Consider the following 25,882-nt stretch of genomic DNA (forward strand, 5'->3'; position numbering starts at 1 on the left):
TCTGGCGCAGTTTTGCCGATAAGTAGAAGAAGAGATTTTTTAACTTCCGAATATGACCTTGAACCCGACTCAGTAAGTGCTCTCCTAACCTATGGCTAAAATTATCGGCATCATCGTCGTATTCGCGAGCGTGCTCGGCGGATACGTGCTTTCCCACGGCAAGATTGCCGCCCTGATCCAGCCTTTCGAGGTCATGATCATCGGCGGTGCGGCCCTCGGCGCCTTCTTGCAGGCCAACCCCGGCTACATGACGATGCACGTGCTCAAGAAGTCCCTGGGCATGTTCAGTTCGCGTTTCAACCACGCCTTCTACCTTGAAGTGCTGGGCCTGATCTACGAGATCCTCAACAAGAGCCGCCGCGAAGGCATGATGGCCATCGAAGGTGACATCGAAGATGCCGCCGCGAGCCCGATCTTCGCCAAGTACCCGACGGTGCTAAAGGACGAGCGCATGACTGCGTTCATCTGCGATTACCTGCGCATCATGTCCTCCGGCAATATGGCTCCCCACGAGCTGGAAGGCCTGTTCGACATGGAACTGTTCAGCCTCAAGGAAGACCTCGAACACCCATCCCACGCGGTCAACGGCATCGCCGACGCCATGCCTGGTTTCGGTATCGTCGCGGCGGTACTGGGGATCGTGGTGACCATGGCCTCGCTGGGTGAAGGCGACCAGAAGTCCATCGGCCTGCACGTGGGTGCGGCACTGGTGGGTACCTTCTTCGGTATTCTCGCCGCCTACGGCTTCTTCGGCCCGCTGGCCCATTCCCTGGCCCACGATGCCAAGGAAGAGCTGAACGTCTACGAAGCCATCAAGGCCTCGCTGGTGGCTTCGGCTTCCGGCATGCCGCCATCGCTGGCCGTGGAGTTCGGGCGCAAGGTCCTGTACCCGGCGCACCGTCCAAGCTTCGCCGAGCTGGAACAAGCGGTTCGCGGTCGTTAAGCCATGGAAAATAACCAGCCGATAATCATCAAGCGCGTCAAGCGCATCGCCGGCGGGCACCACGGGGGCGCCTGGAAAATCGCCTTCGCCGACTTCGCCACGGCGATGATGGCGTTCTTCCTGGTGTTGTGGCTGCTGTCCACCGCCACGCCGGAACAGAAGATTGCCATCGCCGGTTACTTCAAGGACCCGATCGGCTTTTCCGAAAGCGGCACGCCCTACATCATCGATCTGGGCGGCACGCCGACCCTGGCGCCGGAAAACACCCTCAACCCCGAGGTGAAGTCCCAGCCGCAGCCGGACAAGGTCACCGTCGATACCGATCAGGTCGAAGGCATGGCCGAGCAGGTCGAAAAAGAGCGCCTCGAACTGTTGCTGCAAGAACTGCAGAACAAGGTCGAAGAAAACCCGCAGATGCAGAAGTTCAAGGATCAGATCCTGTTCGAAATCACGCCGGACGGCCTGCGTATCCAGATCATGGACGCGGAAAACCGCCCGATGTTCGACTCTGGCTCAGCTCGCTTGAAGCCGTATTTCGAAGACATCCTGCTGGCTATGGCAGACACCATCAAGGCGGTGCCGAACAAGATCAGCATCAGCGGCCACACCGATGCCAAGCCATACACCGGCACCGGTGACTTCGGTAACTGGGAGCTTTCGGCCAACCGTGCCAACGCCGCACGGCGTGCGCTGGTGGCGGGCAGTTATCCGGATGCTCAGGTGGCGCGTGTGGTCGGCTATGCCTCGTCGGCGCTGTTCGATCGCGAGCATCCGTTCAACCCGGTGAACCGCCGTATTGACATCGTGGTGCTGACCAAGAAAGCCCAGCGTGCGATCGAAGGTTCGCAAGGGGCGGAGCCTGCTCCTGATGCGCCGCAAGGTTCGGCTGTTCCGGGGGCCGCACCGGCTGCACCGGCCGACCCGAACGCGTTGCCGGCGGACAAGGAACCGCTGCCGGCCCACGAACTGCGCGAGCGTCTAAACCTGTTCGACGACCCGGCACCGAAACCGGGCGAGCCAGCTAAACCGGCTGAACCGCCCAAGCAGTGACCCACAAAAAAGCCGACAGCGATGTCGGCTTTTTTGTCGGCGTTCTCTCCGTTAAAAGCCGCGGATGACTCGGGACTTGAGATCGGCGTGAAAACGATCCGCATTGGATTTGTTGACGCTGCGCGCCGACTCGCTGCCGGTCACTGATTCCAGTGACATCGAGCGCTTGAGTGTCGCTTCGTTGCGATAAGCATCGATAAAGAACTCGATGTCCCGGTCGCTGGTCAGCTTCGGCCATTTATCGAGGTACAGCGGCAGCTCTGTCGGGCCGGTCTTGAACGAGCATATGCGTCGGTTGGTAATGGTCGCCTCGCCGATTTCGAACGGCACCCACCAGGACAGCGCGGTTTTCTCCGACACCACTGCCAGCAGGTGCGTGCATTCGCTGATGTTGCGGGTGATCACCCCGGTGATGTCGTCGGTGGTCTGGGATTCGGCATCCAGTACGTCGAGGTAGGTCTTGATGTTGGCCTGGATCAGGCGCGCGTTGATCTTGACCGCGTGGGCGCGGTCCATGTGGCGGTAGCTGATAAACACTGGCATCAGAAATGTCCCTTGATCGCGAGTTCGCGGTAATAGGCACCGAGGGCGGTGAGGCGGCAACCGGTGGAGTGGATGGCGGCGTAGTACATGTGTTCGGCGTCCACCGGTTCGACCAGGCTGTGGCGGTTGCACTTTTGCAGTTGGGCGAAGACCTCGCCCTGTTCCGGGTTGAACTCGGGTTCGGTGGGCTCAAAGCTGGGGGCAAGGGGGTACACTGACTCTGCTTCGGCAAACCATTCGGGGAGTTTGCGCAGGATTTCCTTGGGGATCAGCGGTGACACTTCACGCAGGGAAATGAACTGCGAGACGTTGGTCTTGAACACCGGACGCTGTTCCCAGGCATCAAGGGCGTTGTCGACGAAGGAATAGAGGCTGCCGGGGGTGATCTTGCCCAGGATGTTCGCTGCTCCACCGTGCAGGGCCTGGAGCAGCAATCCGGTGAACACGCCGTGCTGCACGCCCTCCATTGCCGGCTCTTCCTTTTTGCAGGCGGTCAGAATCGTCATGCCTTCTCCGACCACGCTGCCCTCACTGCGCAAGGCGCGCAGTTCGCCGGCCGAGCCGCTCTGGCAGCAGTCGAGAATGATCACTTTGTTTTTGATCTTCGTGGCCTTGCTCGCCCAGTTGAGAATGTCGCTGAGGCGTATCCCGTCCTTGGCGCTCTTGTAATCCTGCGGGATCAACATGCCTTCGTCGGTGTCGGTATCGAAGCTGCCGTGGCCGGCGAAATACAGCAGCGCGACATTGCAGTCCCCGGAAAACAGCTCGACGATCTGGTCTTCGAGTTTTTCCCGGCTCAGGTAGTCCTCGGCGGAGGTCAGTACGATGTTCTTGAAGTTCGGATCGCCATTGGCGTCGGTCCTCAACACCGAGGCCATGGCCATGGCGTCATTGCTGCAACCGCTCAGGCGCGACACATGGGTGTAGTCGTTGATGCCGATAAACAGTCCCTTGCGCATGGTTACACCGCCGTATGCTTGCGAATCGCATCGATGATGCTGTTGGTGTTCCACGCACATTCGGCATGTGCCGCGTCACGCACCACCGTGGAAATGCGCTCGGCACCGAACGGCTTGATCGCAATGATCACCTTGCCCATGCGCTTGGCGATCTCGATTTCCTTGTTGATCCACTTGCTGTACGTGGAATACATCCCGGCCATGATCAATACCGCCGAACACGGGCGGATCTTGTTTTCGATAGCCTCCTCGAGTTGTTTGTCGGTTTTTGCGCCGACAATCGGGTTGTCCGGTGGCACCGAAAAATTCTTGTAGGTGAAACCGGGCTTGGCGTTGAGCAGGCGCACGAGATTGTCGTGGGCGTCGGAGTAGTTCCACGAATGGCTGATGAACAGGTGGTAGGTTTGCATGGGTGTCCCTCGGAGTCGCTGGAGTGCGAAGAGGGTCTGAAACTAGGCTATTGGCTGGCGGCTACAAGGGGATGTGATTTAAAGAGAAATGCCCTACAAGCGTCGGTGCGGGTGTCTTACAGAAAAGTCTGATGTTTAAGCGGGGGGGGGGCGATCCAGCCGCCGACCGCCCCGCTGCAGGCAGGGCGGTCGGCACGTCTGTTTAGTAGCCGTTTTCCGGCAGGCTGGCGATGATCGAGCGGTAGCTGTTCATCCGTTGCTGCTGCACGCGGCCGTCTTCAAGGGCCTTGAGCAGGGCGCAACCGGGTTCGCGGTCATGCTTGCAGTCACGGAAGCGGCAGGTGCCGAGCAGATCGTTGAACTCGATGAAGCCGGCTTCGACGTCGGCACGGCTGACGTGGCCCAAGCCGAATTCGCGGATACCCGGGGAGTCGATCAGCTCACCGCCGCCGGGGAAGTGGAACAGGCGCGCGGTCGTCGTGGTGTGCGTACCCTGGCCAGACAGTTCGGACAACGGACCGACGCGGGTTTCGACATCCGGCAGCAGGCTGTTGACCAGCGACGACTTGCCGACACCGGACTGGCCGACGAACACGCTGATGCGCCCGTCCAGTTGCGTCTGCAATTGCTCCATGCCGTTACCATGATGCGCCGACACTTCCAGCACCGGATAGCCGAGGGTGCGGTATACGGCGAGCAAGGCATTCAGCGCAGGAGCGTTGTTTTCGTCGATCAGGTCGAATTTGTTCAGCAGCAACAGCGGTTTGATGCCCGCATGCTCGGCCGCCACCAGATAGCGGTCGATCAGGTTGGCGTGGGGCTCGGGCAGCGGTGCAAACACGATGACGATCATGTCGACGTTCGCCGCAACAGGCTTGAGCTGACCACGGCTGTCCGGGCGACACAGCTCGGTGTTGCGCGGCAGTTGTGCCACGATCACGCCGATGCCCTGGTTGCCGGCACGCCAGACCACCTGATCACCGGTCACCAGCGCCGGCAGGTTGGCGCGCAGGTGACAACGGAATACCTGGCCGGCCAGTTCGCCGTCGCGGGCCTCGACTTCGACCTGCACACCGAAGTGCGCGATCACCAGGCCGTGCTGTTCCGGGCCCAGATCGCCGCCCTCAAGCGCCTCGACAGCCGAGGACTCGCGTTTGGCGGCGCGGGCAGCGCGTTCGCCCTGAATCTTTTCGATGCGCCAGTTTTGACGACGATTGAGTTGGCGTTTGGCCATGGGTGTTCCGTATCAAGAATGCAGCGATTAGGTAAAACGGCCGCGAGTTTAGCACGCCCGGCTACCGGCCTAGGCTAAACTGCGCAGCATTGCCTAGGAGCCGACACATGCAAAACCCACAGAACCTTATCTGGATCGACCTGGAAATGACCGGTCTGAACCCGGACACCGATGTCATCATCGAAATGGCCACCATCGTCACAGACAGTGACCTGAACACCCTGGCCGAAGGCCCGGTGATCGCCATTCACCACAGCGACGCAATCCTCGCCGGTATGGATGAGTGGAACACCCGTCAGCACGGCGGTTCCGGGCTGACCCAGCGGGTTCGCGACAGCCGCATCAGCATGGCCGAAGCCGAAGCCGAAACCATCGCCTTCCTGGAGAAGTGGGTGCCGAAGGGCAAATCGCCGATCTGCGGCAACAGCATCTGCCAGGACCGTCGCTTCCTTTATACCCACATGAAATCTTTGGAAAGCTATTTCCACTACCGTAACCTCGACGTGTCCACGCTCAAAGAGTTGGCTGCGCGCTGGGCACCGGACGTGCGTGACAGCTTCAAGAAGGGCAGCACCCACCTGGCGCTCGACGATATCCGTGAATCCATCGCTGAGTTGCAGCACTACCGCAAGCATTTCATCAAGGCTTGAAGATGCCCGGCGAGGGCTTCTGTGGCGAGGGGGCTTGCCCCCGTTGGGGCGCGCAGCGGCCCTAAACCAGCCAGCGTGTTCTATCAGGCAAGCCGCGCGTGCTGGTTTACGACTGCTTCGCAGCCGGACGGGAGCAAGCTCCCTCGCCACAGGGTGTGTCTGCCCTCTTTTGGTGCTCCAGCGAAGTCAGTAGACTGCGCGCCTTTCTGCAAGGACCGCCACTATGCTGCTGATGCTCTATCTGATTGCCATCACCACCGAAGCCATGACCGGAGCCCTGTCTGCCGGCCGTCGTGGCATGGACTGGTTTGGTGTGGTGCTGATCGCTTGCGTCACGGCGCTGGGTGGCGGGTCGGTGCGCGATGTGCTGCTCGGGCACTACCCGCTGACCTGGGTCAAACACCCGGAATACCTGGTGCTGACCACGGCTGCCGCCATGATCACGGTGTTCACGGCGCGCTGGATGCGGCATCTGCGTTCTCTGTTCCTGGTGCTCGATGCCATGGGCCTGGTGGCGTTCACCCTGATCGGCTGCATCACCGCCCTGGAAATGGGCCATGGCATGTTGGTCGCCTCCGTCAGTGGCGTGATCACCGGCGTCTTCGGCGGCATCCTGCGGGACATTTTCTGCAACGATATTCCGCTGATCTTCCGGCGTGAGCTCTATGCCAGCGTTTCGTTTGCGGCGGCATGGTGTTACATGCTGTGTATCTACCTGCAATTACCCGGTGAACAATCGATTCTGATCACCCTGTTCGGTGGATTTTTGCTGCGCTTGCTGGCGATCCGCTTTCACTGGGAAATGCCAAAGTTTGTTTATAACGACGAGCAGTGAGTGTTGTGACTCTTACTGCTTCAAGAAAATGTGCGGTAATTATTTAACACTTTATGAACTATTACTTTTTATAAACTGATTTTTCATTTCAGTTTATAGGCTACTTGTAATGGTTGATGCATGTTCAGAGAGTTGCACTGGTAATAGTCGTAATCGACTCATCGAAGAAAAAATCCCGGACTGGCTAATCCAGGCATCAGCTCACAGACGCTTGGCGCTGCGTCGAGCGCCTGTCGCCGTTGCTGATTGGTACAGAACCGCATCAGAGGCCTCTCACGCCACCCTGGCTCAAGCTATCAAGACTGCCTGGTTGTCGCAGTCCAGGCTGGATAGAGTGTTCGAGCCGCTTGCCGATGTCCGTCGGTTTGCCGAGCCTTTGCTCCAGAAGGCATTGAAAGATCGTTTTGGTGTTGAGCTGGATGTCTCCCGAACGTTTCTGCGACTCTACCTGCCAACGGGCATTGTGAAGGGGTATCAAGTTAAAACCCTTTCCCTGCTTGATGCCGCTCTGCATAACTTCGAAATGAAAGAATCGGCGGCGAATTACTTTGACAGTGCTTCCTGTTTTATCAGCGAGCCCGATACTCGTGGCCACTTCAATGTACTGTCGATTAATGAGCGAATAGGTATTGATGTTTTTATTTCGATTTGTCGCGACCTGGATATCGGTGGCCAGTACTCACAGCAATTGGAAGCCATATTATTACCGAAGGATGCGGTAGCCAAAGCCGGCCTTGAATACAGAGTCAAAAGCAGTCAAAAGGACGCGTTCAGAGCGGCTGTGTTGTTGGCGCGGATGAACGGGGATATCGGCGCGGATTCACAGGCCTTGCTGCTGCGCCTGCTTGATGGCGTGCGCAGCCCGGCCATGCATTGTTATCAATTGCAGATCATGACGGCCCGGCTGACCGGGATCATGCTGTTGGCGGGTGATCTGGAGCGTTCTTCCAGGGTTGAGCCGCTTTTGGTGTACATACCCGATGATCCACAGCACCCGATCAAGGAGTATCCGTCGACGCTGGCGTTCAAGGCAGTATTGACAGAGCAACTGCGCTCACCGGCCTACCAAAGGTTTTTTGCCCGGTTTATCGCCCATGAGCAGCGCGGGGCATTTTTTGCCGCGCTCGACCAGCAATTGAACGTTGTGAAGTGGCATCCCCCGCAACCAGCAGACCCACGACCTGCCTGGCGCAATACGCCAATTGATAAACCCGTACTGCGATTTCACGTGCATAAGGTTCAGAGTGACCCGTGGCAATGGCTGTACCAGGGCGCGCTCAACAAAATCCTCAACGATGCACGCACCATCGCTGTGCCCACGGCGGACGAAGACCGCCAGTCGCGCTGGGCGTTTTGGGACAGTGTGCAGAGGGTGGCATCCATCATCCTTCAGGTCGCCACCCTGGTAGCCATGCCGTTCGTGCCTTTCGCGGGCGAGTTGATGTTGGCCTACACAGCCTATCAACTGTTGGACGAGACCTTCACCGGCATTCTCGATTGGGCCGAGGGACAGGTCGCCGAGGCGGCCGATCATCTGCTGGGCATTGCCGAAAACCTGGCTCAGCTTGCGGCCTTCGGAACGGCGGCGGCCGTGGTTGGCAGAGTTCTGGCGGTCAAGCCATCGGCATTTGTCGAGGGGCTCAAACCGGTGATACTGCACGACAGCCGCACTCGTTTGTGGAGTCCCGACCTCGCGCCTTATGAGCAACCTCTCTCACTACCGACGGGAGGTGCTACGGACGAACTGGGGCTTGAGCATCACGCTGGCAAGACTTTCCTCACGCTTGAAAGTCGCACCTATGAAGTGGCTGTCGACCCTGACAGCAGCGCCTACCACGTGCGCCACCCGGAGCGGCCGAACGCCTATCGGCCGCGCCTGACCCACAACGGCGAAGGCGCCTGGGCCCATGAAGTCGAGCGCCCAATGGAGTGGCAAGGTGCACAACTGTTCCGGCGCCTGGGGCACTCGGTTGCGGAATTCTCCGACGAGACGGCGCGACGCATCCTGACGGTCAGCGGTATCGACGAAGCCATGTTGCGGCACTTGCATGTTCACGCACATCGCCCACCAGCCTTGCTGGAAGATACGATCCGACGGTTCAAACTCGATCAGCGCATTCAGGTTTTTCGAGAGCAAATGCTCAGCTCTGATCCGGACATCCATGCCAAGGCTGAAGTTCAACTGCAAAAACGTTTGTTGCAGATGCAGCAGGTCAGTCTGCCCGAAGGTCAGTCAGGCGATGGCCATCTATTGGAAGCCTTGTGGGACGTCCTTGACGAGCGCGAGCAGAAACATCTTCTGGGTTTGAGCCCGGCACCGGACGACCCGCTACCAGCGCGGCATGTTCGAGCCACGTTGCTGCGTAAGAGGATGGCTCGATGGACAGAGGAATTCCGAACGTCGCTGTTCACGTTTATGGAAGAGGTGTTCGAGTCGGCGGCGGATATGGATACTCAGCAGATGCGCCGGATTTTTCCGGATCTGCCTCGAACCATTGCTCAAGAGCTATGGCGTGAAGCCAGCGCCGCCGAACGACTGCACCTGCTGAACAGGCCGGGAATGCCTCGGCGCATAGCGCATGAGGCGTTGTTTTACTTGCGCGAGTTACGGCTTAACCGCGCCTGTGAAGGGCTTTACCTGCATGCGTTATCCAGCGCAGACACCGACAGACTGGCTTTGCACATGCTCGAGTCCCTGGAAGGCTGGAAAGCCGATATTCGCCTGGAGGTGCGTGACGGGCACTTCGAAGGCTTGCTGCTGGACAGTATTGGAGCGGTCGACACGCCGACTCGTAAAGTGTTGGTCAGGCGGGGTGGGCTATATGAGGCCCATGATGAGCGGGGCGAGCTACTGCACGGCCCCGACGATCTTTTTGGCGCGATCCAGCATGCACTTCCGCAGACATGGCGCGATGCTCTGGACCTGCCGCATGTAGGTCAGGGCCGCGATCTCGAACAAGCGCTCAGGCGTCTTCCCTTGCTGCCTCGCCCTGAAGTGAGGGCACTGTTTGGGCAGCCACCACTGGAGCCTGGCAGTCGCTCTCCCATGCGGCTGGCTATCGGTCGTACCGGTTATCTGCTGGGCGGTGGCGATAGTCCTCCAGCGGAGGCCGGGTCAATCACCCAGCGTCTTCGAAGGCTGTTTCCAACGCTTGACGAAGAGCAACTCGACATCATGCGTCGAGAGCACCTGTCCGGCGATCCATCAGGGGCGGTGGCTCGCCTGGAAGGTGAACTCCTTACATTGGTCAATGACCTGGAGACCTGGGCCGCGGATGTCCCTGCCGTTCACCCGCTGACCGGGACATCCCTGAATGCCGGAGAGGTCGCCGTGCAGCGCCAGCGCCGGACGCTGTTTGCTCAGACCGTGCAGGCGAGTTGGCGTCGGCAGCTCACTGATCACAATCGTTTTGATACCGGCCGGTTTTATTCCAGGCTGGATATGCTCGGCGAGCTACCGAAGGTGACGGCCGACTTCAGCCATGTTTCCGAGTTCCTGCTGATCAATGACAGTCCGTATCTGCTCATGGGCGATTTCCTCGAAAATTTCCCCAACCTGAGGTTTCTGGCCCTCAAAGGTTTGCGACTGGACAGGTTTCCAGGTGCAGCCTTGCGTATGCGCGAATTGGTCAGCCTGAGTCTCGAAGGTTGCCATCTGCGTTTGGACGAGGCGTCCGTGGACGGTCTGGCGCACATGGAGCGACTTGAACGGCTTGACCTGGACAACAACCCGTTGGGGGTGACGCTGCATGTGGGGCACATGAAGGGGCTGGAGGAGTTGCGACTCAGATCAACGGAGTTGACGGTAGTCCCTGAAGGGTTGTTTGACCTGGAAAAACTGCGCTATGCCGACTTGAGCGGCAATCAAATCGTGGAACTGCCGGACGAATTGTTCGAGGTCGAAGACGTGCGCGAGGTCGAATACAACTTTGCTGACAACCCATTGAGTGAGTCGAGCAAAATTCGTATTGCTGCATATGATGAAAACTCCAGTCTCGACAGAAAACTATTGATTCAGGTTGATGATGGAGTTGAGGGTTTTAGTGAAAGTGAATCATCGAGTGATTCCGAGGTTGATGATAGTGGGGTGGGTAGTCCCAGTGAGGTGTCCGATGAGGAAAATTGAATATTGTTGTTTGATGTTTATTTGGGTAGCTAAAGATGCATGGAAACAATGTTTTTGGTTTTGGAAATAACCTGTAGTTCAGTGTCTGGTTTTGTCTTCTGTAGGTGTTTAGGTCGTTAATTTTAGTCGGTTGAAATGACGCAGGCTGTTTGCTATTGGTTGTCAGCGTAATGCGGGTTCTGGGTTTTTTGTTAATGCCAGGGTCTGAATTAAATGACGTTGATAAATAATGAGGCTGACTTATGAACGATATGAAAAAACCAACAGTGGCGGGTTATTCGACCCAGGATGAAATTACGATATCGAGCCTGAAAGTAAGATTCGACGCTCCCGGAGTCGAGTCTAAAAGAATTTTTGCCAACGGCAGGATGCAAGTCCGGATCTTGGTATTTGTCGTCGCGGTCAACCAGTCCGGTGCGCCGGTGCCCTTGCAGTATTTTCCGGACTTGATCAGTACACGGCTGATTCGGTTTCATGACGGCCAGCCGTTGGCACAGGACGCCTATGCAGGCGTGCCAGTGCCAGGCTGGAGCGTAAGTGTACTGGAGAACAGATATGCCCATGACATGCCGGGAACGACTCCAGCCACTGGAGGGACTGGCGGAACTACGGGCACCCCGCTTGAGTTCTGGGTGTCATCTTCAGAGATAGGGCAATTGCATATTGCGGCTGAGGTGACGGTGCAGGGCAAGGTCTATAGAAGCAACAATACGGTGAACCCTGACGGTACAATGAATAATGAAAGCATTGTCGTTAGTGCTGAGCGGAGTCCGGAATACAGTCATGAACTGTTTTCCTGGAGGTCGCATGAAATCTTCGGTGCATGGAATGGTGTCCGGTTGTTCCGTTATGACCTTGGCCTGTACTTGGGCGGGCAACAAGTAAAGCTGATTGATTGGGATACTCATCAGTACGGTGAGTCGGGCCGATGGCCGGTCAAGTTTTGCTACACAGGCATGCTTACATCGCTTCGGGGCTCAAGGTCTTTTACGGGGATAATGCTTCCCGTACGAGCAGCAGAAGTTGATGTTGTCGGTGTCAGGTTGCCTGTTATTCAACGCGTCGGAGAACTGGTTGCTTTTAAAGGTATTCCTCCGGTGTATAAATTCAGTCGTGAAGAGCTGAGGCTGGACCCTTTCTTTTTTACCGCGTTGGATGAGTTTGGCAACACTCATCATCTGTCATTGGTTGTTGATATTCAAAGCAATGAGTTTTTGTTGGTTAGAGGTTGAGTCGAGGTTTCGGCGGTTTTTCAGCTTTATGAAGAACCATTCGCACATGACATTTGAAAGGAGTTCAAATGGCTGCTTTAAAACAGGAGAATTTTCATTCTGCGGCATTCAACTTTGAAGGTTTTCTGGCCGGGGGAGTCGATCCCCGTACGGGTATCTATACCTGTTCTCTGACGCTGGGCGAGTTGACCTCCGGAGTCATGAACGGCCCATCCTTGCCGGTCAGGCTTTTCTATAGCCCGCTCAATGGCGGCGATGACGGTTTGGGGCAGGGCTGGTCCCTGGCATTGACCCGTTACGACATCGTCAGTGGCATGTTCACGCTGTCGGCGGGGGAGCGTTACAAGGCGCGGCAGACATCAACGCAACTGGTGTTTGATGAGTTGAAGCTGGAGACGCTCAAAGTTCAGCGCTCCGGTCCAGGGCGCTTTGACGTTGTGCACAAGAGTGGTTTGCGTGAGCAGTTGCGTGTTTATGGCGACAGCGATCTGGCGGTGCCAATGAAGATCGTTGCCGCCAATGGTACGGCGATCCTGCTCGATTACACGGCGATCAATGGTGAGCCGGTCCTCGCGGCGGTGCGAGACGAACATCGGACGTTGCTGAGCATCACCCGCACCGCAGGGCAGGTGAGACTGACCCAGAATCCCGGTACTCCATGCGAAGCGACCTTTGTACTGAAGTTGGCTAACGATGCAGTGTCCACCATTCGTTTGCCGGACGGTGGGCTCTGGTCGATGACCTACGAGACCATCAAGGGGCTCGAGTGCCTGACACAAATGACCTCGCCATTGGGCGCCCGTGAGTTGATTCGCTACCAGAGTGACGGCCATCGCTTTCCTCCGGGAGCGCCGGTCCCCGCCATTCCCTATGTGATTTCACACACGGTGTTCCCCGGGCAAAAGCAGCCTGCAATCACGACGAACTACACCTACTCGCGACAGAATTTCCTGGGCTTTGATGACCCGGATATCCGCTGGTCCAAAGACGGCGATACGCTTTACCAGAGCTCGTCGGATTACCACTATGCCTCAACCGAAACGTTGATGAGGGGGCCCGTGGTGCACCGTTCCATCAAGCGAACCTACAACAAATACCATCTGCTGGTCGCGCAAGTGAGGACCTGCAATCAGAAGCTGACGTCCCAATCGATTGAGTACCACCTTGAGCCCGGCAAGAGCTTCGATCGGCAGCCGGCGCAGTTTCGGATGCCCAAGGCCCGGACGCTGCGCTATGACAATCGCAAGACCGGGGCCTCTCGCGAAGAAGTGATCAAGACCGAGTTTGACGCCTGGGGCAACCTGCTCAAACAGGTGGAAGCGAACGGCGTTGTCACCCTTTCGGAGTTTTATCCGGCGGCGGGTGCTGACGGTTGCCCTGCTGATCCTTTGGGTTTTGTGCGTTTTGAAAAGCAAAGAACCGTGCTCCCCGCATCAGGTTTTGCCGATGCCGCGACTATGCTGGTTCGCTTTCGCTACCGTTCGCTCGGGCAGGCCGGGCAGGCCGGTCACGATGTAGTCCTTGAGCAGAAAGTGCTTTATGAGCAGGCGACGGCCGGTGACCTCCGGTGTTCACAGGTCGACCTGATGTATGTCGATCAGCCAACGGACACCCTGCGTCACGGTCTGCTGAAAAAACAGACCACCACCCGTAACGGTATGGCCAATGAAACCGAGTTTTACTACACCTTCAACGATGTCTCGCTCGACCTGAAAACCATTGAGACCAGTTTTGATGGCGCCCGCAAAACATCGACCCTGACGTATTCGACACTCAACGGCTTGAAGTTGGCGGAGCAAAGCGAAGACGAAGGGCAAGTCGAATACACCTACGACGGCCTCGGTCGCGTGCTGAGTGAAACGGTCGCTTCCACATCGGCCTTCGCGGTGACGCGCAGTACGCAATATCAACTGCCGAGCATTGGTAATGTGCCGGCGGCGACGCTGACGACGGATGTCAACGGCGTACAGCAAAAGACCTGCTTCGACGGTCTTGGCCGGGTGATCTCGATCGATGAGCAGGATGCCGATCAATCAACACTGGGTGAGTTTCGCCAGGTTTATGCCACGCGCTACGACAGGCTAGGACAATTGACTGACGAAACGCTGACCGACTGGTGGCCGGGGCAGACGCGAATGCTCAACACTCATTTCGATTTCGATGACTGGGGGCAACTCAAAACCACAGTCCACCCCGATGGTCGCCAGGAACATTGCGATTATGATCCGGTCAGCAGGCAGGAGGCGAAATGGCAGGAGGGCATGGGCAAGTCGGTCACCACCTACAATGCATTCGGAAAACCCGACAGCGTTGAGCTGTTCGATACCGGTGGGCAACGCCAGGGCAAGCATCAGTATGAGTACGACGGACTGGGCCGCAGTGTCGGGCAGACCGACCCGGTCGGCAACCGGACGACTTTCGAGTATGACGTCTTCAATCGCCTGACCCGCAGCGTTCTACCCGATGCTCATGTGGTGCAGACTGAATATGCCGCTCATAGTGATGAGCCCTTGCCCATTGAGGTCACGCTGGCCGGTCGCAGTCTGGGGCAACAACGTTTTGACGGACTTGGGCGCCTGGTTCAGAGCCGTTGTGGCGGCCGGACGACCGATGCCGGATACGAGGCCGGTTTCAGCCAGCCAGCCTGGAAGCAGATGCCCAGCGGCGAGCGGATCGAGTTTCAATATGAGCACCACTTGGGTGGCCGCGTGAAGGAGCGCAAGGCGACCGGTCTGTTGGCCCGTTACGAGTATCACCCGCGACTCGGCGAATTGACCAAGTGCGTCGAGCAACAGCGCGAAACCCGACTGGAGTACTACCGGTCCGGGCGTCTCAAGCGTGAGACCTTGAAGGTGGAGGCGGTCGAGAAGAGCCTCTCCTACACGTATACGCTGCTCGGTCGGCCGCTCAGTTGCACCGATGTGCTGGGTGAGGAACACAAGACTGAATACGACGAACAAGGGCGCCCGAAATCCTTTGCGCAGCCTGCGCTCAAAGCCACGTTTGCCTACAACGCACTGGGGCAACTGTCGACCGTTGATGCACGAGCAACCGATGGCCAGGGTTCGATGGTGACCCGGTTGATCTACGATGATCTGGGGCGTGAAGTCACGCGCACATTCGAAGTGAGTGGTGGCATTACGCGGACCCTGTCGTCGAGCTACACCCTGGCGGGGAAGCTGGCGCAAAAGACCCTGAAGCAGGGAGATGAAGTCGTGCGCAGCGAGCAGTTCTCCTACGACTCGCGCGGCCGGCTTGGCAACTATTCCTGTACGGGCACACAACGACCGCTGGACGCCCAGGGCAAAGAAATCATCCGGCAGTGCTATGTGTTCGACGCCTTCGACAACATCGTGTCCCTGGAAACCGAATTTCCCGGTGGCCGCAATCTCGAGTTGTTCGAATTCAGCGCCAGTGATCCGACCCAATTGACGGGCATTCGCAACAGTCATGCGGATTACCCGGCGCCCGTCGTGTTGCAGTACGACGCCAACGGTCACTTGATCGTCGACGAACAAGCGCGTCGGCTGACTTACGATGCGTTAGGGCGCCTGACTCAGGTGGCGGGTGCCGTCGGGGCGGTGGTACGCAGCTATCACTACGATGCGCGGGATCAATTGGCGGAACTGTCGCAGCCGTCAGGCACGGCGATCCAGTGTTTCTACCGGGCCGGGCGGGCGATCAACGAAATCTGTGGTCCGGACGCCAGCACTTCATTGCGTCAGGACGACATTTTGCTGGGCCAGGACCGCAAGGGCGACGCTGCCGGCGTTCGCTTGCTGGGTATCGATCAGCAACAGACCACGCTGACCGAGCTTCTGGCTGGACAGAGTCGCCATGTGGCCTACAGCCCTTATGGACATAGTCCGTCAGAAGGCGGGCTGTTGAGCCTGTTGCGCTTCGCCGGCGAGCCACTCGATCCTCTGACCGGTTTGTATCTGCCGGGCAATGGCTATCGAGCCTACAGCCCAGCACTGATGCGCTTTATCAGCCCGGACAACCTCAGCCCCTTCGGCGCCGGTGGCTTGAACCCCTACGCCTACTGCGCGGGCGACCCGATTAATCGCATAGACCCGACCGGGCACATTTGGCAGTCGTTGCTTGGCATCACCCTGTCTGTTGTCGGCCTGGCACTCAGTGTTGCCACCCTGGGTGCGGCCACGCCCTTGGCATTGTTGAGCATATCGCTCGCGGCCACATCGACCGCGTTAGCAATTTCCGGGATTGTCGTGGATGAACTTGCGCCGGATTCTGGCGTTGGTGACGCACTGGGCTGGGCGAGTCTGGTCACGGGCGGGTTGTCCGCAGCCTGCGGGGTAGGTGCCTTGGGTCGAAGTGCGGTCAAGGCAGGCAACAGGCTGGCCGGGGCCTACAAGTCGGGGCTGAGCAGCGATCCAAAAGCGGCGGCCAAGGCGATGGCCAGCGGGATGGGAAAGGCCAAAAAAGCCTCGGGCATCGTCAAGGGCAAGGGGGCCAAAAAGGCCGCGAAGGCAGCCCAGGCCGGTGAAAGCGGTCCGAGTACCCCGACGCGGTGGACGCGAACCGGTATTGGTGACGAGTCAATCCCGTCAGACCTGAAGCCGGCCTACCGGGGCGAATGGGAGAAGTTCAAAGGCGGTCTGGATCAGGGGCTTCATCCCAAGCAGGCGGCCGAGCTGATGGATGACCCGTTTTTCAAGAAACTGAGTGGCGCCAATAATCAATGGACGGTGCGCATCGGAGGCAAGGACCGTGTTTCGTTCGCGATCCACGACAGAAGCCACGAAGTGCAGATCCTGCAAATCGGCGGGCATCCCTGATTTGTTTACATTGGCGCAGGTTACAGCGGCGTTGCCTGCCGCTCGGCATGCTGGCGTAGCGCCCACTCCACATGCTCCCTGACCAACTCCGACGGATACTCCCGTCGCGCCTTCAGCGCCTCCAGCACCGGGATCGTTGAAGGCGCATTCCCCAGCCCCACCGCCAGGTTGCGCAACCAGTTTTCGTAACCGGTCCGGCGCAGCGGCGAGCCTTCGGTGCTGCTGAGAAATTTCTCTTCATCCCACATGAACAGTTCCGCCAGCCCGGCATTGTCCAGATTGTGCCGCGGCTTGAAGTCGCTTTCACCGGACGGGCGGGCGAAGCGGTTCCATGGGCAGACGATCTGGCAGTCATCGCAACCGAACACCCGGTTGCCGATCAGCGGCCGCAAGTCTTCAGGGATCGCGCCTTTGAGTTCGATGGTCAGGTAGGAAATGCAGCGTCGGGCATCCAGCACATAGGGGCCGACGAAGGCGTTGGTTGGGCAGATGTCGAGGCAGGCGCTGCACCGCCCGCAGTGTTCGGTGGCGTGGGGCGGGTCGACCGGCAGCGGCAAGTCGACGAACAGTTCGGCGAGGAAGAAATAGCTGCCTGCCTTGCGATTCAAGACCAGGGTATTTTTGCCGATCCATCCAAGACCCGCCTGTTCGGCGATGGCTTTTTCCAGCACCGGCGCGCTGTCGACGAAGGCACGAAAGCCGAACGGGCCGATCTCGGCCTGAATTTTTTCCGCCAGTTGTTGCACGCGTTTGCGGATCAGCTTGTGGTAATCACGGCCCAGAGCATAACGGGAGACGTAGGCTTTTTCCGGTTGGGCCAACACTTTCGCCATTTGGGTGTCGCCGGCCAGGTAGTCCATGCGCAGCGAAACCACGCGCAACGTACCCGGCACCAGCTCTTCCGGGTGCGAGCGTTTGCTGCCGTGGGCGCCCATGTAGTCCATTTCGCCGTGGTAGCCGGCTTCGAGCCAGCGTTCCAGGTGCTGCTCATGCTCGGCCAGGTCGAGGCCGCTGATGCCGACTTGCTGGAAGCCCAGCTCGCGACCCCAGTCCTTGATGGATTGGGCGAGAGCAGGCAGGTCTGTGGTAATAGCGGGCATGAGACGAGAGAAACCGGAGCTGAGGTGCGTATAATTCTGCCAGACATCGGAGCCCGAAGACGCATGCCGCACACTAAAGATGAATTACCCGACGCGCTGTATAGCGCCGCCCAGGTACGAGCACTCGACGCGAGCCTGATTGCCGCCGGCACAGCGGGCTTCGAATTGATGCAGCGCGCGGCGCGAGCGACGTGGCGGGCGCTGGTGCGGCAATGGCCGACAGCGAACGAACTGAGCGTGCTGGCCGGACATGGCAACAACGCCGGGGACGGGTATCTGGTGGCCGTATTGGCCCAGCGTGCCGGTTGGTCGGTGCGGGTGCTGGCGGTAGGGGAACCGCAGCGCTTGCAGGGTGATGCGGCGTTGGCCCATGCCGAGGCGGTGTCTCAAAATGTGCTCATCGAGCCTTGGACGGCACAATCCGGATTGCGCGGCATTGTGCTGGATGCTTTGCTTGGCACTGGTCTGAGCGGCGATGTCCGTGAGCCGTATACCAGCGCCATCGCCGCGATCAATGCCAGCGGGCTGCCGGTTGCGGCGGTGGATATTCCGTCAGGATTGTGCGCGGATACGGGGCGCATCCTTGGTCATGCCGTGCATGCCGACCTGACGGTCACGTTCATTGGCTTGAAGGTGGGGTTGTTCACCGGCGAGGCGGCCAATGTGGTCGGTGAACTGCTGTTCAACGACTTGCACGCTGACCCACAGCTGATAGAAGGCGCTGCTTTCACCGCCCGTCGCCTGACCGCTGCTAACCTGCAGCGTCCAACGGCGCGGGCACAGGCTTCCCATAAAGGTAAGTTCGGCCATGTGTTGCTGATCGGTGGCGACCGTGGGTTGGGTGGCGCGATTCTGCTGAGCGCGCAAAGTGCGCTGCGCAGCGGGGCGGGCATGGTGTCGGTGGCGACTCGCAGCGAACATGTGTGCGCCGCGCTGGCGCGGATCCCCGAGGCGATGGTACTGGGCACTTCGTCGGCCAATCAGTTGATGGGTTTGCTTCAAAAAGTTTCTGTGTTGGTTGTCGGTCCGGGGCTGGGCCAGGCTGGCTGGGGGCGCAGCTTGTTGTCGGCCGCTGCCAATGCACCGCTGCCGCAAGTCTGGGACGCCGATGCGCTGAACATGTTGGCCGAGGAGCGTGTGAGTTTGCCCGGCAATTGCGTGATCACTCCGCATCCGGGCGAAGCGGCACGTTTGCTTGGGGTGAGCACTGCCGACGTTCAGTCTGACCGTCCCGCCGCAGCCCATGCCTTGAGTAAAAAATATACAGCTGTCGTCGTACTGAAAGGTGCCGGCAGCCTGATCGCTCATCCCGATGGGCGTCTGGCGCTGTGTCGTCAGGGGCACCCGGCCATGGCCACCGCTGGTTTGGGCGATGTGCTGGCCGGTTTGCTCGGCGCATTGCTGGCCCAGGGCATGGAGCCATTCGACGCAGCATGCCTGGCGGTCTGGTTGCACGCCAATGCCGGCGAGCAACAAGGAAAATTCGGCCGTGGGCTGGCGGCCAGTGATCTGATTCCAGCCATTCGTCAGTTGTTGGAGGAGCAAGCACCGTGTCTGAAGTAACCCTGTACCTGGCTGATGAGCAGGCCATGAGCGACTTTGGCGCACGCATTGCCCGAATCACCCAAGGCCATGGCCTGATTTTCCTTGAGGGCAACCTGGGGATGGGCAAAACCACGTTGTCCCGAGGCATCATCCGCGGTCTGGGGCATGTCGGGGCAGTCAAAAGCCCGACCTTCACCCTGGTCGAGCCTTACGAGATCGGCGACATTCGCGCCTTCCATTTCGATTTGTACCGTCTGGTCGATCCGGAAGAGCTAGAGTTCCTCGGTATCCGCGACTACTTCGAAGACGATGCCCTGTGTCTGATCGAATGGCCCGATAAAGGTGCAGGCTTTTTGCCAAAGCCTGACCTGACCATTACCATTAGCCCGCAAGACAGCGGGCGTTCGCTGAAAATTTTATCCCAGGGCTCGCGTGGCGAGGCCTGGTGTGCCGCTTTGGCATTGGAATCCAAATAGATGATGGGGTTAGGTATGCGCTTTCGCGCGTTGGTGGCTGCCGTAGGGGTGTTGTTTTTGGCGGTGACCGTCGACGCTGTGGCCGATTCGAAGGTCAACAGTGTTCGTCTGTGGCGGGCACCGGACAACACTCGACTGGTGTTTGACCTGACTGGCCCGGTGCAACACAGCGTCTTTACCCTGACGGCTCCGGATCGCCTGGTCATCGACATCAATGGCGCGACCCTCGGTGCGCCGCTCAACGTCAACACCTCGAACACCCCGATTACCGCCATGCGCTCGGCCCAACGCACACCGACCGACCTGCGGGTGGTCATCGACCTGAAAAAGGCCGTGACGCCGAAAAGCTTCTCCCTGGCGCCGAACGCCCAGTACGGCAACCGGTTGGTGGTCGATCTGTTCGATAACGCCGCAGACGCCGCGCCTCCTCCAGCACCGACACCGTCGGTCGCCACGGTGCCCGCCGTGCCGGTCTCGCCTGTGGAACCGGCGATCAAGCTGCCGCCGGCTCCGGCCGGCAAACGCGACATCATTGTGGTAATCGACGCCGGTCACGGCGGCGAAGACCCGGGTGCCTCGGGCTCCCGCGGTCAACGGGAAAAAGACGTGGTACTGGCCATCGCCCGTGAACTGCAACGGCAGGTCAGCGGTATGAAAGGCTTCCGCGCCGAACTGACCCGTACCGGCGACTACTTCATTCCGTTGCGCGGCCGTACTGAAATCGCCCGCAAGAAAGGCGCCGACCTGTTCGTCTCGATCCACGCCGACGCCGCACCCTCCGCTGCCGCGTTCGGTGCCTCGGTGTTTGCCCTGTCCGATCGCGGCGCGACTTCCGAGACCGCCCGCTGGCTGGCCGACAGCGAAAACCGTTCCGACTTGATCGGTGGTGCCGGCAACGTCAGCCTCGATGACAAGGACCGCATGCTCGCTGGCGTATTGCTCGATTTGTCGATGACGGCATCCCTGACCTCCAGCCTGAATGTCGGCCAGAAAGTTTTGAGCAACATTGGCCGGGTGACACCGTTGCACAAGCAACGGGTTGAGCAAGCCGGGTTCATGGTGCTGAAGTCGCCGGATATTCCGTCGATCCTGGTGGAAACCGGGTTCATCTCCAACGCCAACGAAGCCTCGAAGCTTGCGGCGTCGAGCCACCAGCAGGCGCTGGCGCGTTCGATCAGCAGTGGCGTGCGCCAGTTCTTCCAGCAGAACCCGCCGCCGGGCACTTACATTGCCTGGCTGCGCGATTCCGGCAAGATTGTGCAGGGGCCGCGTGACCACCGCGTCAACCCGGGCGAGACCCTGGCGATGATCGCCGTGCGCTATCAGGTATCGCCCGCGACCCTGCGCAGCGCCAACAACCTGTCGAGCGATGAACTCAAGATCGGTCAGCACCTGACGATTCCGGGCACTGAACTGGCGGCCAAAGAATGAATCAGGTTGTGAACAGCGGCGCTCGAATCGAGCTGCTCAGCCCGCGACTGGCGAACCAGATTGCCGCGGGTGAGGTGGTCGAGCGCCCGGCTTCGGTGATCAAGGAGCTGCTGGAAAACAGCCTCGACTCCGGCGCCAAACGCATCGACGTCGATGTGGAGCAGGGCGGCGTCAAGCTGCTGCGGGTGCGCGACGATGGCAGCGGCATTTCCGCCGATGACCTGCCGCTGGCCCTGGCCCGTCACGCCACCAGCAAGATCCGTAACCTGGAAGACCTCGAACAGGTCATGAGCCTGGGGTTTCGCGGCGAGGCCCTGGCATCGATCAGTTCCGTCGCGCGCCTGACCCTGACCTCCCGAACCCGCGACGCCGATCAGGCCTGGCAGGTCGAGACCGAGGGTCGTGACATGGCGCCCCGTGTGCAGCCTGCGGCCCACCCGGTGGGCACTTCGGTTGAAGTGCGCGACTTGTTTTTCAACACGCCGGCGCGGCGCAAGTTTCTCAAGACCGAAAAAACCGAATTCGATCACCTGCAAGAAGTGATCAGGCGCCTGGCCCTGGCGCGCTTCGATGTGGCGTTCCATCTGCGCCACAATGGCAAGACCATCCTCAGCCTGCACGAGGCCCATGATGATGCGGCCCGTGCCCGGCGCGTGGCGGCGATCTGCGGTCCGGGTTTCCTGGAGCAGGCACTGCCAATCGAAATCGAGCGCAACGGCCTGCATCTATGGGGCTGGGTCGGTTTGCCGACCTTCAACCGCAGCCAGGCGGATTTGCAGTATTTCTTCGTCAATGGCCGTGCCGTGCGCGACAAACTGGTGGCCCATGCAGTACGCCAGGCCTATCGCGACGTGCTGTTCAACGGCCGGCACCCGACCTTCGTGCTGTTTTTCGAAGTCGATCCGACCGGCGTCGACGTCAACGTGCACCCGACCAAGCACGAAGTGCGCTTCCGTGAAGGGCGCATGGTCCACGATTTCCTCTACGGCACCTTGCACCGCGCCTTGGGCGATGTGCGCCCCGACGATCAACTGGCGGCACCGGTTGCCACGGCCATCGTCCGGCCTACCGGCCTCGAAGCCGGTGAATTTGGGCCCCAGGGAGAAATGCGCCTGGCCGCCAATGCGCTGCTGGAACAGCCCCAGGCTCAGCCGTCGTTCAATGCACCGGCGGGTTCGGGAGCTGGCGCGGGTTATCAGTATCAATACACGCCGCGACCGCAGTCCGGTGTGCCTGTCGCCGAAGCACAGGCCGCCTATCGCGAGTTTTTTGCGCCGCTGCCCGAGGCCAATGCCGTCGCGCTGCCGGCCGGGCAGGACGACATCCCGCCGCTGGGTTATGCGCTGGCACAACTCAAGGGCATCTACATTCTTTCGGAAAACGCCCAGGGCCTGGTGCTGGTGGACATGCATGCGGCCCACGAGCGGATCATGTACGAGCGTCTGAAGGTGGCGATGGCCAGTGAGGGCCTTAGCGGCCAGCCATTGCTGGTGCCGGAGTCCCTGGCCGTCAGTCAGCGTGAAGCCGATTGTGCCGAGGAGCACGTCGCCTGGTTCCAGCGCCTGGGCTTTGAGTTGCAACGCCTGGGCCCGGAAACCCTGGCGATCCGGCAGATCCCGGCACTGCTCAAGCAGGCCGAAGCCAACCGGCTGGTCGCCGACGTCCTGGCTGATCTGATGGAGTTCGGCACCAGCGACCGCATTCAGGCGCACTTGAACGAATTGCTCGGGACCATGGCCTGCCACGGCGCGGTTCGTGCGAATCGGCGCCTGGCTCTGCCGGAAATGAACGGTCTGCTGCGTGACATGGAAAACACCGAGCGCAGCGGTCAATGCAACCATGGCCGACCGACCTGGACCCAGCTGGGCCTGGACGATCTGGACAAACTGTTCCTGCGCGGTCGTTGATGAGCCAGTTCCCACCTGCGATTTTCCTGATGGGCCCGACCGCCGCCGGCAAGACCGACCTGGCTATCGAACTCACCAAGGTCCTGCCTTGCGAGTTGATCAGTGTCGATTCGGCGCTGGTCTACCGTGGCATGGACATCGGCACCGCCAAGCCTTCCAAAGAGCTGCTGGCGCAATACCCGCATCGCCTGATCGATATTCTCGACCCGGCCGAGAGCTATTCGGCCGCGGATTTCCGCCGTGACGCCCTGGAAGCCATGGCCGATATCACCGCGCGCGGAAAAATTCCGCTGCTGGTGGGCGGCACCATGCTCTATTACAAGGCTTTGGTTGAAGGCCTGGCAGATATGCCGGCCGCCGATCCCGAGGTCCGCGCGCAAATCGAAGAAGAGGCTGCACGCCTTGGCTGGCAAGCCTTGCACGAACAATTGGCGGTGATCGATCCGGAGTCCGCGGCGCGAATACATCCGAACGATCCCCAGCGATTGAGTCGAGCACTGGAAGTTTATCGTGTCAGCGGTCAAAGCATGACCGCCCTACGATTGCAACAATCTGTGCAAAGTACTGAAGCAGCCGCTTCGGGACTGCAACAATTGCCCTATACTGTCGCGAACTTGGCCATTGCTCCGGCAAATCGCCAGGTACTGCATGAGCGAATTAAACAAAGATTCACTTTAATGTTGGAACAGGGATTCATTGACGAGGTCGTAGCCCTGCGTAATAGAGGTGACCTGCATGCCGGGTTGCCGTCTATACGTGCAGTAGGCTACCGCCAAGTCTGGGACTACCTGGATGGCAAGCTGACGTCAGCCGAGATGCAGGAGCGTGGAATCATTGCCACGCGCCAATTGGCGAAACGCCAGTTCACCTGGCTGCGCAGTTGGACTGATCTGCATTGGCTGGACAGTCTGGATTGCGACAATCTGCCGCGCGCCTTGAAATACCTTGGGACCATCTCCATATTGAGCTGAGTCCTTGCAATTGCCGTCTATCCTTGGGGGTGTGGCGGCCAAAGCCATCTGATTACCTATTTTTTTATATTGAATCCTTAAAGGAGTGCGGCACATGTCAAAAGGGCATTCGCTACAAGACCCTTACTTGAATACTTTACGTAAAGAGAAAGTTGGGGTGTCCATCTACCTGGTCAACGGTATCAAGCTGCAAGGCACGATCGAGTCTTTCGACCAGTTCGTTATCCTGCTGAAAAACACCGTCAGCCAGATGGTCTACAAACACGCTATCTCTACAGTGGTGCCGGTTCGTCCAATTCGTCTGCCTAGCGCAACCGAATCCGAAGCAGGTGATGCTGAGCCAGGTAACGCCTGATAGGAGTCTCCTTTGTTCTTTGAGCGCCACGGTGGTGGTGAGCGAGTAATCCTCGTTCACTTGGATGGACAGGACCCTGAGGCGCGCGAAGATCCGCAGGAGTTTCAGGAATTGGCTAATTCGGCGGGTGCCGAGACCGTCGCGTTTTTCAACGTGCCGCGTCATCGGCCAACCGCCAAGACCCTGATTGGCAGTGGCAAGGTCGAGGAACTGCGCGACCTGGTCAAAGCCGAACAGGCCGATCTGGTGATTTTCAATCACATCCTCACACCCAGTCAGGAACGTAACCTCGAACGTGTTTTCGAGTGTCGCGTGATCGACCGTACCGGTCTGATTCTCGATATTTTCGCCCAGCGCGCCCGTACCCATGAAGGCAAGCTCCAGGTCGAACTGGCCCAGCTTGACCACATGAGCACCCGGCTGGTTCGTGGTTGGACTCACCTTGAGCGCCAAGGTGGCGGTATCGGTATGCGTGGCCCGGGTGAAACCCAGCTGGAAACCGACCGCCGTTTGCTGCGGGTTCGCCTGCGGCAGATCAAGGGTCGGCTGGAGAAAGTGCGCAGCCAGCGAGAACAGTCGCGCCGTGGCCGATCGCGTGCGGATATTCCTACCGTGTCCCTGGTGGGGTACACCAACGCCGGTAAATCCACGCTCTTCAATAACGTGACGAAATCCGACGTCTACGCAGCTGACCAATTGTTCGCCACGCTGGACCCGACGCTGCGTCGTCTGGATATAGACGATTTGGGGCCGATTGTCCTGGCGGACACTGTGGGTTTCATTCGCCACTTGCCCCACAAGCTGGTCGAAGCATTTCGGTCTACCCTCGAAGAGTCGAGCAACTCCGATCTGTTGTTGCACGTGATCGATGCGGCCGAACCAGATCGCATGTTGCAGATCGAGCAGGTAATGGTGGTGCTCGGCGAGATTGGTGCTCAGGACTTGCCGATCCTCGAGGTCTATAACAAACTCGATTTGCTTGAAGGCGTTGAGCCACAAATCCAGCGTGACGAAAACGGCAAGCCCCAACGAGTTTGGCTTTCGGCGCGTGATGGCAGTGGTCTGGAATTGCTTGAGCAAGCCATTGCCGAGTTACTGGGCAGTGAATTGTTTGTCGGTACCTTGCGCTTGCCGCAACGATTCGCTCGACTGCGTGCGCAGTTCTTCGAACTCGGTGCGGTGCAGAAAGAAGAGCACGACGAAGAAGGCATCAGTTTGCTGGCCGTTCGTTTGCCCCGGGTCGAGTTGAATCGACTGGTAAGCCGCGAGGGATTGCAGCCGATGGAATTCATCGAGCAACACACTTTGCAATAAAA

General features: G+C 59.1%; 19 protein-coding genes. 14 read left to right on the top strand and 5 right to left on the bottom strand.

What is annotated here, in order from left to right; translation table 11 throughout:
* Positions 1-91: 91 nt before the first annotated feature.
* Positions 92-943, top strand: a complete 852-nt coding sequence (gene motA / locus VC35_RS10545; protein WP_046039800.1) for a flagellar motor stator protein MotA — start codon at positions 92-94, stop codon at positions 941-943.
* A 3-nt stretch (positions 944-946) separates the two neighbouring features.
* Positions 947-1,993, top strand: coding sequence for a flagellar motor protein MotB (gene motB / locus VC35_RS10550; protein ID WP_046039802.1), 1,047 nt, complete (start codon positions 947-949; stop codon positions 1,991-1,993).
* Positions 1,994-2,044: 51 nt separating this feature from the next.
* Here the strand turns inward: motB and VC35_RS10555 are convergent, their stop codons facing one another.
* The 4 genes from VC35_RS10555 to rsgA form a co-directional block, all read right to left on the bottom strand.
* Entirely contained in the window at positions 2,045-2,536 is a 492-nt protein-coding gene (locus VC35_RS10555; RefSeq protein WP_046039803.1) for a toll/interleukin-1 receptor domain-containing protein, read from the bottom strand.
* Positions 2,536-3,495, bottom strand: coding sequence for a caspase family protein (locus tag VC35_RS10560; RefSeq protein ID WP_046039804.1), 960 nt, complete (start codon positions 3,493-3,495; stop codon positions 2,536-2,538). The genes VC35_RS10555 and VC35_RS10560 overlap by 1 nt, the downstream gene beginning before the upstream one ends.
* Before the next feature lie 2 nt (positions 3,496-3,497).
* On the bottom strand, positions 3,498-3,905 hold the full coding sequence (locus VC35_RS10565) for a TIR domain-containing protein (RefSeq protein WP_046039806.1): 408 nt from the start codon (positions 3,903-3,905) through the stop codon (positions 3,498-3,500).
* Positions 3,906-4,107: 202 nt separating this feature from the next.
* Positions 4,108-5,139 (bottom strand): small ribosomal subunit biogenesis GTPase RsgA, encoded by a 1,032-nt coding sequence (gene rsgA / locus VC35_RS10570; protein WP_007978809.1) that lies wholly within the window; start codon positions 5,137-5,139, stop codon positions 4,108-4,110.
* 107 nt (positions 5,140-5,246) lie between these two features.
* On the opposite strand from rsgA, the gene orn reads away from it, so the two are divergent.
* From orn to VC35_RS10595, 5 genes are all read left to right on the top strand, one after another.
* Positions 5,247-5,789 carry an oligoribonuclease gene (gene orn, locus VC35_RS10575; RefSeq protein WP_046039808.1) on the top strand — a complete coding sequence of 181 codons (543 nt, stop codon included), beginning with the start codon at positions 5,247-5,249 and terminating at the stop codon, positions 5,787-5,789.
* Between the two features lie 223 nt (positions 5,790-6,012).
* Positions 6,013-6,624: a trimeric intracellular cation channel family protein gene (locus VC35_RS10580; protein WP_046039809.1), complete on the top strand. Its 612-nt coding sequence runs from the start codon at positions 6,013-6,015 to the stop codon at positions 6,622-6,624.
* 334 nt (positions 6,625-6,958) lie between these two features.
* Positions 6,959-10,750 (top strand): dermonecrotic toxin domain-containing protein, encoded by a 3,792-nt coding sequence (locus VC35_RS10585; RefSeq protein ID WP_259674433.1) that lies wholly within the window; start codon positions 6,959-6,961, stop codon positions 10,748-10,750.
* A gap of 242 nt (positions 10,751-10,992) precedes the next feature.
* Positions 10,993-11,982, top strand: coding sequence for a hypothetical protein (locus VC35_RS10590; RefSeq protein ID WP_046039812.1), 990 nt, complete (start codon positions 10,993-10,995; stop codon positions 11,980-11,982).
* 68 nt (positions 11,983-12,050) lie between these two features.
* Positions 12,051-16,781 (top strand): RHS repeat-associated core domain-containing protein, encoded by a 4,731-nt coding sequence (locus VC35_RS10595; protein WP_046039813.1) that lies wholly within the window; start codon positions 12,051-12,053, stop codon positions 16,779-16,781.
* A 20-nt stretch (positions 16,782-16,801) separates the two neighbouring features.
* On the opposite strand, the gene queG is transcribed toward VC35_RS10595, so the two are convergent.
* Positions 16,802-17,881 (bottom strand): tRNA epoxyqueuosine(34) reductase QueG, encoded by a 1,080-nt coding sequence (gene queG, locus VC35_RS10600; RefSeq protein ID WP_046039815.1) that lies wholly within the window; start codon positions 17,879-17,881, stop codon positions 16,802-16,804.
* 63 nt (positions 17,882-17,944) lie between these two features.
* Between queG and VC35_RS10605 the strand changes: the two genes are divergently transcribed.
* The 7 genes from VC35_RS10605 (at position 17,945) to hflX (ending at position 25,880) form a co-directional block, all read left to right on the top strand.
* Positions 17,945-19,444 carry a bifunctional ADP-dependent NAD(P)H-hydrate dehydratase/NAD(P)H-hydrate epimerase gene (locus VC35_RS10605; RefSeq protein WP_046039817.1) on the top strand — a complete coding sequence of 500 codons (1,500 nt, stop codon included), beginning with the start codon at positions 17,945-17,947 and terminating at the stop codon, positions 19,442-19,444.
* Positions 19,432-19,902: a tRNA (adenosine(37)-N6)-threonylcarbamoyltransferase complex ATPase subunit type 1 TsaE gene (tsaE, locus tag VC35_RS10610; protein ID WP_007973252.1), complete on the top strand. Its 471-nt coding sequence runs from the start codon at positions 19,432-19,434 to the stop codon at positions 19,900-19,902. Before VC35_RS10605 ends, tsaE begins: the two co-directional genes overlap by 13 nt.
* Positions 19,903-21,333, top strand: coding sequence for an N-acetylmuramoyl-L-alanine amidase (locus VC35_RS10615; RefSeq protein WP_046039818.1), 1,431 nt, complete (start codon positions 19,903-19,905; stop codon positions 21,331-21,333). It begins immediately after the preceding gene.
* Positions 21,330-23,240, top strand: a complete 1,911-nt coding sequence (gene mutL / locus VC35_RS10620; RefSeq protein ID WP_046039820.1) for a DNA mismatch repair endonuclease MutL — start codon at positions 21,330-21,332, stop codon at positions 23,238-23,240. The genes VC35_RS10615 and mutL overlap by 4 nt, the downstream gene beginning before the upstream one ends.
* The gene (miaA, locus tag VC35_RS10625; RefSeq protein WP_046039821.1) at positions 23,240-24,211 is read left to right on the top strand and encodes a tRNA (adenosine(37)-N6)-dimethylallyltransferase MiaA; all 972 of its coding nucleotides are present in this window, start codon (positions 23,240-23,242) and stop codon (positions 24,209-24,211) included. The genes mutL and miaA overlap by 1 nt, the downstream gene beginning before the upstream one ends.
* 94 nt (positions 24,212-24,305) lie before the next feature.
* Positions 24,306-24,566, top strand: a complete 261-nt coding sequence (gene hfq, locus VC35_RS10630) for an RNA chaperone Hfq (RefSeq protein ID WP_007902656.1) — start codon at positions 24,306-24,308, stop codon at positions 24,564-24,566.
* A gap of 12 nt (positions 24,567-24,578) precedes the next feature.
* The gene (gene hflX / locus VC35_RS10635; RefSeq protein ID WP_046039823.1) at positions 24,579-25,880 is read left to right on the top strand and encodes a ribosome rescue GTPase HflX; all 1,302 of its coding nucleotides are present in this window, start codon (positions 24,579-24,581) and stop codon (positions 25,878-25,880) included.
* Positions 25,881-25,882 lie beyond the last annotated feature (2 nt).

Source organism: Pseudomonas fluorescens (assembly GCF_000967965.1).
Lineage (GTDB): Bacteria > Pseudomonadota > Gammaproteobacteria > Pseudomonadales > Pseudomonadaceae > Aquipseudomonas > Aquipseudomonas grandcourensis.